The organism is Synechococcus sp. F70.1 (assembly GCF_047502745.1).
Lineage (GTDB): Bacteria > Cyanobacteriota > Cyanobacteriia > Thermostichales > Thermostichaceae > Thermostichus.
In genome coordinates, this window is record NZ_JANSJL010000109.1 from 8,777 (window position 1) to 22,257 (window position 13,481).

At 60.4% G+C, this 13,481-nt stretch carries 12 protein-coding genes; 9 read left to right on the forward strand and 3 right to left on the reverse strand.

Translation table 11 applies throughout. The features are described from left to right. Positions 1-116: 116 nt before the first annotated feature. From NW860_RS10450 to bchM, 7 genes are all read left to right on the forward strand, one after another. Positions 117-392: a hypothetical protein gene (locus NW860_RS10450; protein ID WP_414514058.1), complete on the forward strand. Its 276-nt coding sequence runs from the start codon at positions 117-119 to the stop codon at positions 390-392. An 88-nt stretch (positions 393-480) separates the two neighbouring features. Continuing rightward, positions 481-1,890 carry an argininosuccinate lyase gene (gene argH, locus NW860_RS10455; RefSeq protein ID WP_414514060.1) on the forward strand — a complete coding sequence of 470 codons (1,410 nt, stop codon included), beginning with the start codon at positions 481-483 and terminating at the stop codon, positions 1,888-1,890. Between the two features lie 638 nt (positions 1,891-2,528). Further along, complete coding sequence (locus NW860_RS10460; protein ID WP_414514062.1) at positions 2,529-2,723, forward strand: hypothetical protein; 195 nt, start codon at positions 2,529-2,531, stop codon at positions 2,721-2,723. A 307-nt stretch (positions 2,724-3,030) separates the two neighbouring features. Continuing rightward, on the forward strand, positions 3,031-4,167 hold the full coding sequence (gene wecB / locus NW860_RS10465; RefSeq protein WP_414514064.1) for a non-hydrolyzing UDP-N-acetylglucosamine 2-epimerase: 1,137 nt from the start codon (positions 3,031-3,033) through the stop codon (positions 4,165-4,167). Positions 4,168-4,634: 467 nt separating this feature from the next. Next, entirely contained in the window at positions 4,635-5,744 is a 1,110-nt protein-coding gene (ftsZ, locus tag NW860_RS10470; protein ID WP_414393345.1) for a cell division protein FtsZ, read from the forward strand. Positions 5,745-5,793: 49 nt separating this feature from the next. After that, positions 5,794-6,771: a D-alanine--D-alanine ligase gene (locus NW860_RS10475; RefSeq protein ID WP_414514066.1), complete on the forward strand. Its 978-nt coding sequence runs from the start codon at positions 5,794-5,796 to the stop codon at positions 6,769-6,771. 120 nt (positions 6,772-6,891) lie between these two features. Then, complete coding sequence (gene bchM, locus NW860_RS10480; RefSeq protein ID WP_414393348.1) at positions 6,892-7,557, forward strand: magnesium protoporphyrin IX methyltransferase; 666 nt, start codon at positions 6,892-6,894, stop codon at positions 7,555-7,557. Between the two features lie 118 nt (positions 7,558-7,675). Here the strand turns inward: bchM and NW860_RS10485 are convergent, their stop codons facing one another. From NW860_RS10485 to NW860_RS10495, 3 genes are all read right to left on the reverse strand, one after another. After that, the gene (locus tag NW860_RS10485; protein WP_414514068.1) at positions 7,676-8,422 is read right to left on the reverse strand and encodes a peptidylprolyl isomerase; all 747 of its coding nucleotides are present in this window, start codon (positions 8,420-8,422) and stop codon (positions 7,676-7,678) included. Positions 8,423-8,437: 15 nt separating this feature from the next. Next, positions 8,438-9,127: a hypothetical protein gene (locus tag NW860_RS10490; RefSeq protein WP_414514070.1), complete on the reverse strand. Its 690-nt coding sequence runs from the start codon at positions 9,125-9,127 to the stop codon at positions 8,438-8,440. Positions 9,128-9,267: 140 nt separating this feature from the next. Further along, positions 9,268-10,179, reverse strand: a complete 912-nt coding sequence (locus NW860_RS10495) for a DUF1517 domain-containing protein (RefSeq protein ID WP_414514071.1) — start codon at positions 10,177-10,179, stop codon at positions 9,268-9,270. Positions 10,180-10,384: 205 nt separating this feature from the next. Here NW860_RS10495 and NW860_RS10500 point away from each other — a divergent pair, with 205 nt between their 5' ends. Together NW860_RS10500 and NW860_RS10505 are read left to right on the forward strand one after the other, a co-directional pair. Beyond that, on the forward strand, positions 10,385-11,236 hold the full coding sequence (locus NW860_RS10500; RefSeq protein WP_414393356.1) for a Cof-type HAD-IIB family hydrolase: 852 nt from the start codon (positions 10,385-10,387) through the stop codon (positions 11,234-11,236). 15 nt (positions 11,237-11,251) lie between these two features. Next, positions 11,252-13,405 carry an ATP-dependent helicase gene (locus NW860_RS10505; protein ID WP_414514073.1) on the forward strand — a complete coding sequence of 718 codons (2,154 nt, stop codon included), beginning with the start codon at positions 11,252-11,254 and terminating at the stop codon, positions 13,403-13,405. The last annotated feature ends 76 nt before the right edge of the window (positions 13,406-13,481 follow it).

Below are 13,481 nucleotides of genomic sequence, written 5' to 3' on the forward strand. Positions count from 1 at the left end.
TACCACCCTGGTGGTGCTGAAGGTGTTGCCGGAGCCTGAGGCCGCCTAGCTCCAGTGGATGGCCAAGGGTAGGGCTACCGTTTGCGCTAGTGGGACGGAACCTCACCTGCCCTAGTGTGACGCGCAGAGTTTACAGTACTCTCTACCTAGGGGAATTCGTCCGTCTTTACTTGAGCTTTACCGGGGGTATGGGCATGAACTTCACTTCCTCTTACCTGCCAGCTCCGCCCGCCTTGCAGACAAAGGCCATCGTTGCCCAGGTGTTCCGCCAAGATGTGCTGGGCGATATCCGCAAAGGTTGGAACAACTTTGTGGAATCAGGCCAAGTTTGGGCGCTTCTGATAGGGCTGGTGGCGGGCTACATGCTCAAGAGCATCACCAGCTCCCACTAAGGCTAGGTGGGCTTTGGCAGGGGTCTTCTAGCCATTGCAAGGCAGGCTTTTGTTTCCACGGCAGCCATCTCTTTGGGTGCTGGTTCCTATGCCTGAGCCAACCTCACCTTCCACCCCCCGTCCCTGGAGCAGCCGCTTCGAGGGATCCCTACACCCCCAAATTGCCCGCTTCAACGCCAGCATAAGCTTTGACATTCGCCTTTTGCCCTACGAGGTGGCCGGATCCCTGGCCCACGTGCAGATGCTGGGGGCCTGCGGCATCCTGAGCCGGGAAGAGGCGGAGCAAATTCGGCAAGGGCTGGAGCAGATCCAGAAAGAGGCAGCCGAGGGGAGTTTTCAGCCTGACCCAGAGGCTGAAGATGTCCACTACGCCGTCGAGCGCCGGCTGGTAGCGTTGGTAGGGGAGGTGGGGAAAAAGCTGCACACCGGCCGCTCCCGCAACGACCAAGTGGCCACCGACTTGCGCCTTTACCTGCGGGATCAAATTGACGCCATCCGCCATTCTCTCTGGGAGCTGCGAGGGGTTTTGCTGGAGTTGGCTAGCCAGCACGTGGAGACAATCCTGCCCGGCTACACTCACCTGCAGCGGGCCCAGCCCGTTAGCCTAGCCCATCACCTTTTGGCCTACGAAGAGATGTTCTGGCGGGACTGGCAAAGGCTGGGGCGAGTGCGGGAGGAGGTCAACGTCTGTCCCCTGGGATCCGGGGCGCTAGCCGGCACTTCCCTGCCCATCGACCGGCAGTTTGTTGCTCATCTGCTGGGGTTTGAGCGCATCAGTGCCAACAGCCTGGATGCGGTGAGCGACCGCGACTTCCTCGTAGAGTTCCACGCCGCCGCCAGCTTGATCATGGTTCACCTCAGCCGCCTCTCGGAAGAGATTGTCCTCTGGGCCTCGCAGGAGTTTGGCTTTGTCACCCTCACTGATACCTGTGCTACCGGCTCTAGCCTTATGCCCCAGAAGAAAAACCCCGACGTGGCAGAACTGGTGCGGGGCAAAGCCGGGCGGGTGTTTGGGCATCTGCAAGCCCTGCTGGTTACCCTCAAAGGGCTGCCCCTGGCCTACAACAAAGACTTGCAGGAGGACAAGGAGGGGCTTTTTGATACTGTCGATACTGTCAAAGCCTGCCTAGAGGCGATGCGGATCCTCCTGCGAGAAGGGATCCAGTTCCAAACCCAACGCCTGGAGGCCGCGGTGCAGGCAGACTTTTCCAATGCCACCGATGTAGCCGACTACCTGGTGCGCAAAGGAGTGCCTTTTCGCACTGCTCACGACCTGGTGGGGCGGATTGTGCGCACCTGTCTTGCGGAAGGGATCCTGTTAAAGGATTTGCCCCTGGAGCGCTGGAAAAGCTTTCACCCGGCCTTTGAGGGGGATATCTTTACGGCCATCGATCCCCGTCAGGTTGTGGCTGCGCGGCTTAGCCCCGGGGGAACCGGTTTTGCCGCAGTGCGGCAGGCCCTGCAGCGAGCCCATGCCCGCCACCAGCAACCAGACTAGCGTAAACTCTGGCTCAGCCCACCCTAGGAGGAGCTCCATATTGGAGGCAGGATGCAATTCTAGGCCACCTCCCTGCCCCCCTTTGCTCTGGGGGAAGTGGTAGAAGCCAACGCCGCCACCTTTGTGGCCCAGGTCCTTGAGCTGGAACGCCTGGCCTTCCCGACCCTGCCTGCTCTATCTACGGAGTGGTTTGCTACGCAGCCACACGCCTGTTGACCCAGTTCACCGACCCAGAGCTTTGGGTCTTTCCCCCAACAGCTGCGGGAGCAGCAACCCCAAGTTTTAGCGACTTCCGCGCCGCCATCGCCGGCTTTGTCAGTATCTGCCGCCGCGCCCGCCCCTATTCCTGCTCCGAGGGCCAGGTGCGGGAGTTTTTCTGCGCCCCCTGCTGCACATCCACAGCATTCCCAGCAACGAGCTAGTGGCTGCTGTCATCCGCCAGACCTTGAGTGCAGGCAGGGCGGCAGTTGAGCTGGCTGCGGCGGGAGGGTTACGAGCGCCTGAGTGCAATTTTACGAAAGATTGAAGCCTAGGCGAAGAAATATTGAGAACAGCTCTGAATCATGCCGAAATAGCCTCTGAGGATGGTAGCCTGAAACAGACTCTGGGAAACACTCTTTACCTTCTCTTGGGTTGAAATGTCTAACAAGTTTAACCCCTTTGACAAACCCTCCAAGGGTAATTGGGCAGGCCGCACTTTTTCTGCTGCTGTTGGCGCCTCCTTGGCTGCTGGGGTTTGCATAGCTCACGGCAAGCCCCTTCTCCTCTCGCTGCTGGTGGCCACTTGCGCAACGGTGTTTGCTCTCATCTGTGACGAAATGGAGTGGATTTAAGCCTAGCAGTAGCTTTGCCTTCTCCCACGACCAACATTTCTCTCATTTTGTGCGATAAAAGCTGAAAGAAGATCGTTAAAACCCAACCTAAAGAGAGGGATTCTTGTTCCTCCGCTTCGACTTCGGGGGCTGCAGGATCCCTCTTCATCTGTTCTAGTGGGCGTGTGGAGGTGGAGCTGCCACCAGGTTGCCTGTTGGCAGAGCTAAAGTGGGGCAGGTCTTCACGACAAGGGCGGCTATAGTCTCTGTTGAGAACCCTGCCGACCAAAGGCCCTCCGGAGCAGATTAGTCCATTGCCCTTGATCCCATGGCTTCCCCTCCTCTGGTTTCTGTAATCTTGGGTACGCGGCCCGAGGCCATTAAGCTGGCTCCAGTGATCCAGGCCCTGCGGGCCAGTCCCTACCTGCGCACCGAGGTCGTCCTGACGGGGCAACACCGAGAGATGGTGGATCAGGTGATGCGGCTTTTTGGCCTCCAGGCGGACTGGGACTTGGGGATCATGCGGCCTCGCCAAAGCCTAGCTGATATTACCGAAGCCACCCTGCGCGGCCTAGAACCCTACTTGCAAGGGAAACAGCCCCAACTGGTTTTGGTTCAGGGTGACACCACGACAGCCTTTGCTGCCGCCCTGGCTGCTTTTTACCAACGCATTCCCGTGGGGCATGTGGAAGCCGGCCTGCGCACCGACGATCTTTACCACCCTTTTCCCGAGGAGGCCAACCGCCGCCTCATCTCCCAGTTGGCTACCCTCCACTTTGCCCCCACGCCGCAGGCCGTGGAAAACCTCAAGCGCAGCCACGTGGTGGGATCCATCTACTGCACGGGCAACACCGTCATCGATGCCCTACAGCAGGTGGCTTCCCTTGGGATCCCCTGTCCTATCCCCGGCCTAGACTGGGAGCGCTATCGCGTTTTGCTGGTTACCATACACCGGCGGGAAAACTGGGGGGATCCCCTTCAAGCCATTGCCAAGGCTCTCCTGCAACTTTTGGCTGAGTTCCCTGATACGGCTATTCTTTTACCTCTCCACCCCAACCCAGTCGTGCGGGAGCCCCTGCAAGCGCTCTTGGGATCCCAGGAGCGGGTCTTTCTCACTGATCCCTTGGACTATCCCTGCTGGGTAAGCGCCATGCAGCGCTGTACTTTCATTCTCACTGATTCGGGTGGCATTCAGGAAGAGGCCCCTGCCCTGGGCAAGCCGGTGCTGGTGCTGCGGCAAACCACTGAACGCCCCGAGGCGATTGCTGCTGGCACCGCCCGCCTGGTCGGCACCCACCCCGAAAAGATCCTGGAGGCGGCTCGGGAGTTGCTTACCGACCCTCAAGCCTACGCCCGCATGGCACAAGCCAAAAACCCCTTCGGTGACGGCACAGCCGCCCAGCAAATTTGCCGCCTCATCGAGAGTCAGTTCACCTCAAGAGCTAGTATTCTAAGCAGAGATTAGCTTACAGGAAGACACCAGCCTGTTTTAGGGGCAACAGTCTATCTCCTTCAGCTCTATGTACTGTAGAGCATATGGGTTCGTAGGCAATTTAGCATTCCTAGAAAGCTCAACTTCAAGGGGGGATGCGTAAGTAAAGTAGCGAACATAAAAGAGCCTAGACTATCCCAGTGAGGCCTTTTGGAAGCTGTTACCTGGCAAAAAACGTTTTTAACATTGGCAAAGAAGGGGAGTTGCCTTAGGATCGGCTAGGATGCTTAGCATTGGCTAGGATAATTAATAAAGATATCCTGAGGGCTGATATGCCATCCAGTTGGTCTTATACCTCCTCCCCTAGTCCTGATCAGGGTCTGGGGCAGGCCCACTCAGCTTCTTCTTGCTCCAGCCAACCCTCCCTAGGCGAAGGGCTGGCAGCCAACTTTGAAGGGAACGGGGCTCAGACTAAGGCGGCAGGTTATCCAGAGGAAAGCATGCTGAGCAATGCCGCAAAAATCAAGGTCGTGGGGGTGGGGGGAGGAGGTGGCAACGCAGTCAACCGGATGGCAGCTAGTAATCTCAAGGGCGTCGAGTTTTGGAGCATCAACACCGATGCCCAGGCGCTTGCCCAATCCTCAGCGCCAACAGTAAACCGTCTGCAAATCGGGCAAAAGCTAACTCGTGGACTAGGGGCAGGCGGCAATCCGGCCATTGGTCAAAAAGCGGCCGAGGAGTCCAGCGAGGAAATTGCCGCCATTCTCAAAGGGGCAGATCTGGTCTTCATTGCTGCTGGCATGGGAGGGGGCACAGGAACAGGGGGAGCGCCGGTGGTGGCCCAGATTGCCAAGGCTAGCGGCGCCCTGACCGTGGGAGTGGTGACGCGGCCTTTTTCTTTTGAGGGCAAGCGGCGCGCCAAGCAAGCTGAAGAAGGGATCCAAGCCCTGCAGGAGGCAGTGGATACCTTGATTGTGATCCCCAACGACAAGTTGCTCTCGGTAATCTCTGAGCAAACCCCTGTGCACGAAGCCTTTCGCGTTGCCGATGATGTCCTACGCCAGGGAGTGCAAGGTATCTCGGACATCATTCTCATCCCCGGCATGATCAACGTGGATTTTGCCGATGTGCGCAGCGTCATGGCCGATGCTGGGACTGCCCTGATGGGCATTGGGATGGGATCCGGTAAGTCCCGTGCCCGCGAAGCCGCCATTACTGCTGTGTCCTCTCCCCTTTTGGAAACCTCCATCGAGGGGGCCAAGGGCGTACTCTTCAACATCACGGGCGGACTGGATCTGTCGTTGCACGAGGTAACGGTAGCAGCGGAGATCATCGCCGAGGCTGTAGATCCAGAGGCCAACATTATCTTTGGCACGGTGCAAGACGAGCGCATGCAAGGCGAGGTGCGCATCACCGTTATCGCCACAGGTTTTGACCGCTCGCGATCGGCTGCTAGCCCTCCCGCGGCGAAGACCTCCACAGCCAACTCGGTGGGAACGCGCAAGCCCTCCTCAGAGCCACCCCCTCGGCAGCCCCCTGAGCCTGAGCCCCCGACTTCTGGGGGATTGGACATCCCCGAGTTTTTACGCCGCCGCCGTCCCACCCTCTAGCCAGGGGAGGGGGCAATGCTGGGGAAAGCTTTGGAGGTGGGGAGGAGTCATGAACATTGTTGTACTAGCGGGAGGCCGTTCGGCAGAACGGCAGATCTCCCTAGTGACAGGGAGAGCCTGCAAGCGGGCTCTGGAGGACTTGGGGCATCGGGTCAAGCTCATCGACCCGGAGGAAGATTTGCCCCTGCGTCTCTGGCAGGAACGGGAATCTGGCTGCGACTTCGTCTGGATTGCCCTGCATGGTCCGGGTGGCGAGGATGGTGTGGTGCAGGGGATGCTGGACTGGCTGGGCCTGCCCTACCAGGGATCCGGGCCGCTGGCCAGCGCCCTAGCTATGGACAAGCTGGTCTCCAAGCAGATCTTTCGTGCCGAAGGGGTCCCTACCCCTGACTGGTTGGTCTGGGATGAGGCACAGCCGCTCTCCTGGGCTGAGTGTGCGGCGCGCTTGGGATCGCCGCTGGTGGTAAAGCCCAGCAACAGTGGCTCGACGCTGGGGATCAGCATTGTGCAGGATGAGCAGTCGTTTGCCCAGGGGCTGGAGTTGGCCCGCTCGATCTCAGCGCGGGTTTTCCTGGAGCGCTACATTCCTGGCAAGGAGATTACCCTTGCTATTCTCTCCGGCCAAGTTCTGCCGGCCATTGAGATCATCCCGGCGCGAGGGGATTTCTACGATTACGAAGCCAAGTACGCCCCCGGCGGCTCGCGGCACTTGATCCCCTGTTCCCTCAGCTCGTCAGGATTAGCCCGCTGTGAGGCCGTGGGCCTCGAGGCCTATCGGGTGCTGGGGTGCGAGGGTTTGGCGCGGGTGGATCTGCGGGTGGACGCCGACGAGAACCCCTGGGTGCTGGAGGTGAATACCTTGCCTGGCATGACTCCTACCTCCCTCTGTCCTGAGGCAGCGGCGGCTCTGGGCTGGACGTTTACGGAGCTGGTAGACCGGATCTTGCAAGATGCCCTACAGAGAGCGGCTGCAACTCGCTCAGCCTTGCCTGCATCTCGGTCTTCTCCCCTGGGTTCGCCAGCCTGATAGGAACGCTGGCTTAGCAGCGCCTCCAAAAGTGGCGGCAGCGGCTTCGGGGTAAAATTGGGCAGAAAGGCCCCCGGCAGAGGGGGGTTTCCCTGCAAAGGCAGGGCAGCGGTGAGTTCTATGCAAGAAAAAACCATTGTCCGCAATTATTTCAACACCGTTGGCTTCGAGCGCTGGCGCCGCATCTACGGCGAGGAGGAAGTTAACTTCGTCCAAAAGGACATCCGACTGGGCCATGCCCGCACGATTGAAACGGTGTTGCAGTGGCTAGGGGATCCCTCCGGTTTGCGCATTTGCGATGCCGGGTGTGGGGTGGGCAGCCTTAGCCTGCCTCTGGCTGCTCGTGGGGCGCAGGTGTTTGCCAGCGACATTTCCGAACAAATGGTCAACGAAGCACGTCGCCGGCAGCAGATTGAGCTGGGATCCCTGGACAACCCCCAGTTTCAGGTCTTGGATCTGGAGGAGCTAACGGGGCAGTACGATGTTGTCATCTGCCTGGACGTGATGATCCACTACCCCGAAGCCGACGCCCTGCGCATGCTTAAGCACTTGACCAGCCTGGCCAAGTCCCGCCTGATCTTCAGCTTTGCTCCCAAAAGCCCCTGGCTGACGCTGCTCAAGAAAGTAGGGGAGTTCTTCCCTGGATCCACCAAAACCACCCGTGCCTACCTCCACCGCGAGGCCACCTTGGTCAGCCACCTTGTCGGGTGGGGCTGGAAAGTCCAGCAACGACAAGCCATTCAAACCCGCTTCTACTTCGCCCGTCTGCTCGATCTGGTGCGCTAAATCCGGCGGAGGGGAGCCGATAACTTTTGCAGGACAAGCCGCGCCTTGGCCTACACTTCCCAATCGGGTGTTGGCAACTGGAAACGGCGGCCTCTTGGCAAGGGAACGGTCGGGATCCCTAGTTTGCAGCTGGCTTTGGACTTCCCGGCACCCGCAGCAGCTCTGCCCCTTCGAGTACCCGCGCCGAGCGGATGACATCTCCCACCTGGATGCGCTCCACCCACTCCATGCCACTGGTGACATAGCCAAACACGGCATAGCGCCCATCCAAAATTGGCAGAGCAGAGAGGGCGATATAGAACTGGGAAGAGGCCGAATCCAGAGGGCTGGAGCGGGCCATGCCCACCGCCCCCAAACGATGGGGCAAAACCAACTTGCTCAGGGCTACGGGATCCTCAATCAAAGTGTTGTAGCGGGGGTAGGGTTCTCCGCGCACCTGGATTTCCAAAGGGATAGTGCGCAGGCGGTTGCTGCCTGGCTCGGTGGCGCCACCGGTGCCATCCCCTCGGGGATCTCCTCCCTGCACCACAAACGGTTGGGGATCTTTCTCCACCCGATGGAAAGTCAAGCCGTTGTAGAAGCCCCGCTGCACCAAGTCGACAAACTGGCCAGCCGTAAGAGGCGCCGCATCGCCGCGGATCTCCAGAAGCACCCGCCCTAGGCCTTCAGCGGTCTCGATTTCCAGTTCCACCACTGCCTTGCCCTGCAGCTGCGGGCGATCGGCGTAGGCCGCCGGGATCCCCTTTGAGGCTTCCGGTGCAGGAGGCATGCTGCGGCAGGCCAGCAGACTGAGACAGACATATCCCAACACGCAGGCAATCCCCGCCCTGCGACGGCTCCCTTTCCCCAGCCTGCCCACTGCCATCTGTGCGCTTCCCTCCTAAATTGACTGAGGTAACCCCAACTGCAGGGTAACGCTGCGGACGCCATTGCTCACGGCCACCCCGTGGGGGCTGATGGAGGTGACCCGCCACTCGCCTTTCACCGTCTGGCCAACCGGCACCTGCCGCATCACTTTGTCCACCAAGATCAAGGCCTTGGGAGCGCCTGGATCGTGGATCAACCCCACCAATTTCATCTGCGGCGGTGCTGGAGGCGGAATCCGTGCGGGCGGATTAGACACGCGAGCAGAAGGGGGAGGGCCGGCTGCTAGAGCAACAGAGGGGCTGGTGGCCGCTGTCAACCTTGCCGAGGGCGCCTCTGGCTTCTTCCCTCTTGGCTCTTGAGACGGAACCTGTTCAGGCAACTTGGGAGGGTTTTCATCCTTCGAAGCCAAGGAGAGCTCTTGGGCTGGCAGGGAAGCAGAATAGACAGGCTCAGGCCTCTCGTGGCTGGGATCAACTACCAGCTGCGGGCGCAGGGTCATCCAGAAGGCCAGACCTGCCACCAGCGCGGCTGCCGAAGCCAAGCCCAGCAGCAGTCCACCTCTCGCTGAAGAACGGCGGGGAAGCAAAGGGGGGCGGGTACCCCAATAGGGATACTCCTCCACCCCCTCTTCCTCTAGGCTTTGCTCCAACTCCTCCAAGAGCTCGTCCAGCAGAGAGTCTGCTTGAGTTGTGTAGCTGGACAAGGCCCACGGAGAACAACGGCTCCTGGCTGCTGAAGCATCGAACCCAGACACGGAAACAGGCCCTCCCTACCTTGGACGGCAAGGAGCCCGCGGCTTGAAACACCCCAGCCGCCAACCGCCGTCTCCCTAGCCCAGCGACCTTAGAGGAGCCGCATTTCTGGGTACTCGGTCAACAGCGCCTCTGCCGACAGGGTGTCTCCTTCTAGCTGCGGCGTCCACAGCACCTCGATGGCCACAATCCGCTCGGCAGGGATGGAGGCCAACTGCATCAGCCACTGCCGCAGCTCCGCCACAGACTTAACTACAGGTAGTGTACCTAAGTTACCGCGATACGCAACCAGTAGAGTGACGACCAGGTACTCGCCAACCTCGGGGATCCCGGCAGCCGCCCGCCGCAGAGCTGCTTGAGGAAGCTGCTGGATCTGGTTGTTGCGGTTGGTGAGGGTTTCGGCGCTAAACTTGCTCCGCTCTTGCAAAGAGGCTTGATAGAACAGGGATTCGGCGCGGGAGAGGGGCAGCTTCTCCGCCTCGGCATAGCCATAGGCCCAGTAGTCGCTGTAGCGCATCAAGCCAAGGCTAACCTCTTGCAACAATTGGCTCAGCCCCTCTGGCGACTGGGTATCCGCTTCCAGAGCCAGCGCATTGATCTCCTTTTGCAGTTGGCGGGCGCTGGCCAGTAGGCCCACCTTCACTTGGGCAACGGTTACCTGCGGGTCGCCAACTTCCTCTTCTTCGGCAACAGCCGAGCCCAAGCTGCGCACTAGAAAGCTACCGGCCCCAATCAAGAGCAGCAACGCCAGCAGGCTGCCACCGCCTCCCCAAAACAAGGGCACCACCAGCGGAAAGCCAAACCCCCCGCCATAGCTGGGGTACACGGGAGCCGAGCGAGGGCCGACAGAGCGGGGAGCCGAGAAGGTCGGGGAGCGGAAAGAGCCGCCGCCAATGCGGCCACCGCTGCGCGCCCAGACAGCGCTCACAGGGGCCAAAGCCAGGATCAAAGCCAGGGCAAGAGCCAACAGAGAGCGGCAGGTGCGACCAATGTGTTTCAGCATGTTCACAGTTTATCCATCACAGGGCTAGTCCTTACTCAATTGTAGGCTTTCTCCTCAGGCGCTAGAGGCCAAGGACGCGCTCCGCTTAACCAGCAGCTTGGAGCATTACAGGCCATTACAATCTGTAGCGAGCCCCCTAGAGATGGGCACTAGACCCCTAACCCATGGGCAAATAGGGGCCGGCAGGCGGTCAAGAGGAGGAGCAATGCAAGTGGAAGTGCCAGTTCAAGAGCGATCTCTTCAGCCCTTGGCCCAGAGGAAGATTCGGCTATTGGTGTTGGACATCGATGGCACGCTGGCGGGGCCTTCCAACCAGGTTTCAGAGCCAGTGCGGCAAGCCATTCAAAGGGCCAAAGCCGCAGGCGTGCGGGTGGCCATTGCCACCGGTCGGATGCATTGTTCTGCCGAGCGATTTCACTATGAGATTGGAGCCGATATGCCGCTCTGCAGCTACCAGGGGGCACTCATTCGCGATCCCGATAGCCAAAAGACGTTAAAGCACTGGTGCTTGGACTGGTCGCTGACTGAGGAGTTGTTGCAGCTGCTGCAGGATCTGCCGGTGGGGGTGCACCTCTACATCGACGACCAGCTCTACTTGCGGGAGCTCAACCCCTTGAGCCGCGCCTATGCCGAGCGCTCGCAGGTGCCATTTCAGATCTTTTCTCCTGCCCAATATGGGCAAAGACCCACCAAGATCCTGGTGGTTTCGGAAGATACGGAGTTTTTGCAGGAACTCCAGAGATCCCTGCGGCAGCGGTATTCTCCCGAGCAGCTCTACCTCACGCGGTCAGAGCCCATTTTCTTGGAAGCCACCCACCCGGCAGTCAACAAGGGCAATGCAGTGCGCTTTTTGGCAGAAGAGGTGTTGGGGGTGTCGGCAGAGCAGGTCATGGCCATTGGCGATGGCGACAACGACATCGAGATGCTGCGGTATGCAGGGATCGGGGTAGCCATGGGGAATGCCTCGCCGGCCTTGCTGCCCTATGCCGATTGGGTTGCCCCTCCTGTTACTGAAGATGGGGTGGCGGTGGCCATCGAGACCTTTATCCTCAACTAGGCAGGGAGGCAGGGCGTGGCAGCTTCTCCTTTCCCCCAGCTCATCCTACGTCCAGAGCAGCAACAGGTCTTGGCCTATCAATCGGGGCAGCTGGGGATTGCTGCTGTTCCGGGAAGCGGCAAGACGTTTATCCTGGAGCTGCTAATTGTCGATCTCATCCTCAAGCGCGGCGTCCCACCGGAGCGCATTGGGGTGTTTACCTACATGCGTTCGGCGCGGGTTAACTTGCTGCACCGTATCAACCAACGCCTGCAGGAGGCGGGCTACCCAGATCGCTTTACCCAAGCCTTTACCTTGCATTCGCTGGCACTGCGGGTGTTGCGGGAGGCCCCAGGCCCTTGGGAAGAGCTGTCCATCTTGGAGGGGTATGAGCAGGAGCGCCTCCTCACCCGCCTTTGCCGCGCCTGGCTCAACTCCCACACCCACCTCTGGGAGCCCTTGATCCCTACGGATGAGAATTTCCCCCAAAAGGTAGCCCAAAACCGGCGGCGGTTCCGGCGCAGCTTCCAGGAGATGGTGCAGGCGGTAATTAGCACGGCCAAGAATCTCCGCCTAGGCCCGGAGGCGCTCCCTCGCGAGGGCTACCTAGGCTGGGCGGCTCCTGTGTACGATGCCTACCAAGCGGAGCTGCGCCGCCGCGGCCAGCTGGACTACGACGACCTGGGCTGGCAGGCCATGGATCTGCTGGAGCGCGACGCGGAGCTGCGGCAGCAGGTGCAAAGCTGGTACGACTACCTGTTCGAGGACGAGGCCCAGGACAGCTCCCCCCTGCAGGAAGAGCTGCTGCGGCTGCTCAGCCAGCGCACGGGCAACCTGGTGCGGGTAGGGGATCCCAACCAGAGCATCATGGGCACCTTCACCACGGCTGAGCCACGGCTGTTTCGCGCCTTTTGTCAGGCCAGCCCCCAAATCATCTCCCTACAGGAGTCCAGCCGCAGCGCTCCCCAGATCCTGGAGCTAGCCAACCGCCTGGTGGACTGGGTTACTCGGGAACACCCAATCCCAGCCCTGCGCACTGCCCTGGCCCCCCAGCCTATTCGCCCAGCCAGTGCCGGCAGCCCAAATCCCCCAGCCAGCGAAGGACAGGTGGAGTTTCGCTGCGTCAGCGGCACTCCCGAGCGGGAGCTGCAGGAGGTGGCCCAGTGGGCTCTGGCAGCCGCCCAAACCTTCCCTGACCAGACAGTGGCTATTCTGGTGACCACCAACGAGCTGGGGGGCAAGGCCCTCGACTACCTGCGGGAAATGGGAGGGGAGCGGGTTGTCGACCTGTTGCGGGGCAGCCCCAGCCAGCGACGGGTGCTGCTGCAGCTCAAGGGGGTAATTGACTGGTTGGCCGAGCCCACTTCCTCTGCTCGCCTGGCTGCGGCAGTGGATCGCCTGGCCGATTGGGCCGGGATCCCGCGAACTGATCTGGAGCCGATGCTGGGCTGGATCCGCGCCTCGCTGCCAGAGCGGCTGCTCTTTCCCCAGTTTGATCCAGCTCCCGTGCTGCCTGAGAGCCCCTCTTGGCAGAACTTGGGCCGCTTGCTGCGCACCCTGGCCAGTTGGCTGCGGGCCGGGCGGTCTCCCTGGCCGGAGGTGCTGAATGTCATTGTCCAAAGCCTCTACCGCAAGCCGGAAGAGCTGTTTGTGGGCTGCTATGTCCTCAACCAGCTGGAGCAGGTGCTGGGATCCCTGCCCGAGACCGATTGGCAAGAAGTTGCCCAGGAGTTTCAGGTAATTCTGGATCGCCGCCTCCACAACCTGCCCTCGGAGATCTTGGCCTTCAACCCCGAGCCGGGCACGATCACGGTTGCCACTCTGCACCGGGCCAAGGGTTTGGAGTGGGATCAGGTTTTCATCCCCCAGGTGTCGGCCTACGAGTTTCCTACCCACTACGAGGAGCGACCGGTGGGGCTGAGGTTTTTGGAAGACGTCGATATGAAGGCAGAAGCCGTAGCCCAGTTGCGGCAGCTCAGCCCCAGAAGCTACTGGGATCTGCAGGCCAACTCTCCTACCGAACAGGCCTTTTTGGACTTGGCTGCCGAGCGGTTGCGGCTGCTGTATGTGGGCATCACCCGCAGCAAACGGCGGCTGACCCTCTCGGTCTCTACCCAATCTTCCTATGGCAAAGAGCAGAGCCCAGCTTTGGCCTTTCGCGTGCTCAGGCACAGTTTTGGGCTCAATTAGCCCCAGTCCAGCCCTCCCACGGCCTGCTAACATAGCTAAGCCCACGGGGGCAGTCGTTACAGGCCATGGGTGTTTT

Coding starts and splice junctions, on each gene's coding strand:
- ftsZ (WP_414393345.1), top strand. CDS start 4,635: ATGCTGAGCAATGCCGCAAAAATCAAGGTCGTGGGGGTGGGGGGAGGA.
- NW860_RS10485 (WP_414514068.1), bottom strand. CDS start 8,422: ATGGCAGTGGGCAGGCTGGGGAAAGGGAGCCGTCGCAGGGCGGGGATT.
- wecB (WP_414514064.1), top strand. CDS start 3,031: ATGGCTTCCCCTCCTCTGGTTTCTGTAATCTTGGGTACGCGGCCCGAG.
- argH (WP_414514060.1), top strand. CDS start 481: ATGCCTGAGCCAACCTCACCTTCCACCCCCCGTCCCTGGAGCAGCCGC.
- NW860_RS10475 (WP_414514066.1), top strand. CDS start 5,794: ATGAACATTGTTGTACTAGCGGGAGGCCGTTCGGCAGAACGGCAGATC.
- NW860_RS10500 (WP_414393356.1), top strand. CDS start 10,385: ATGCAAGTGGAAGTGCCAGTTCAAGAGCGATCTCTTCAGCCCTTGGCC.
- NW860_RS10495 (WP_414514071.1), bottom strand. CDS start 10,179: ATGCTGAAACACATTGGTCGCACCTGCCGCTCTCTGTTGGCTCTTGCC.
- bchM (WP_414393348.1), top strand. CDS start 6,892: ATGCAAGAAAAAACCATTGTCCGCAATTATTTCAACACCGTTGGCTTC.
- NW860_RS10460 (WP_414514062.1), top strand. CDS start 2,529: ATGTCTAACAAGTTTAACCCCTTTGACAAACCCTCCAAGGGTAATTGG.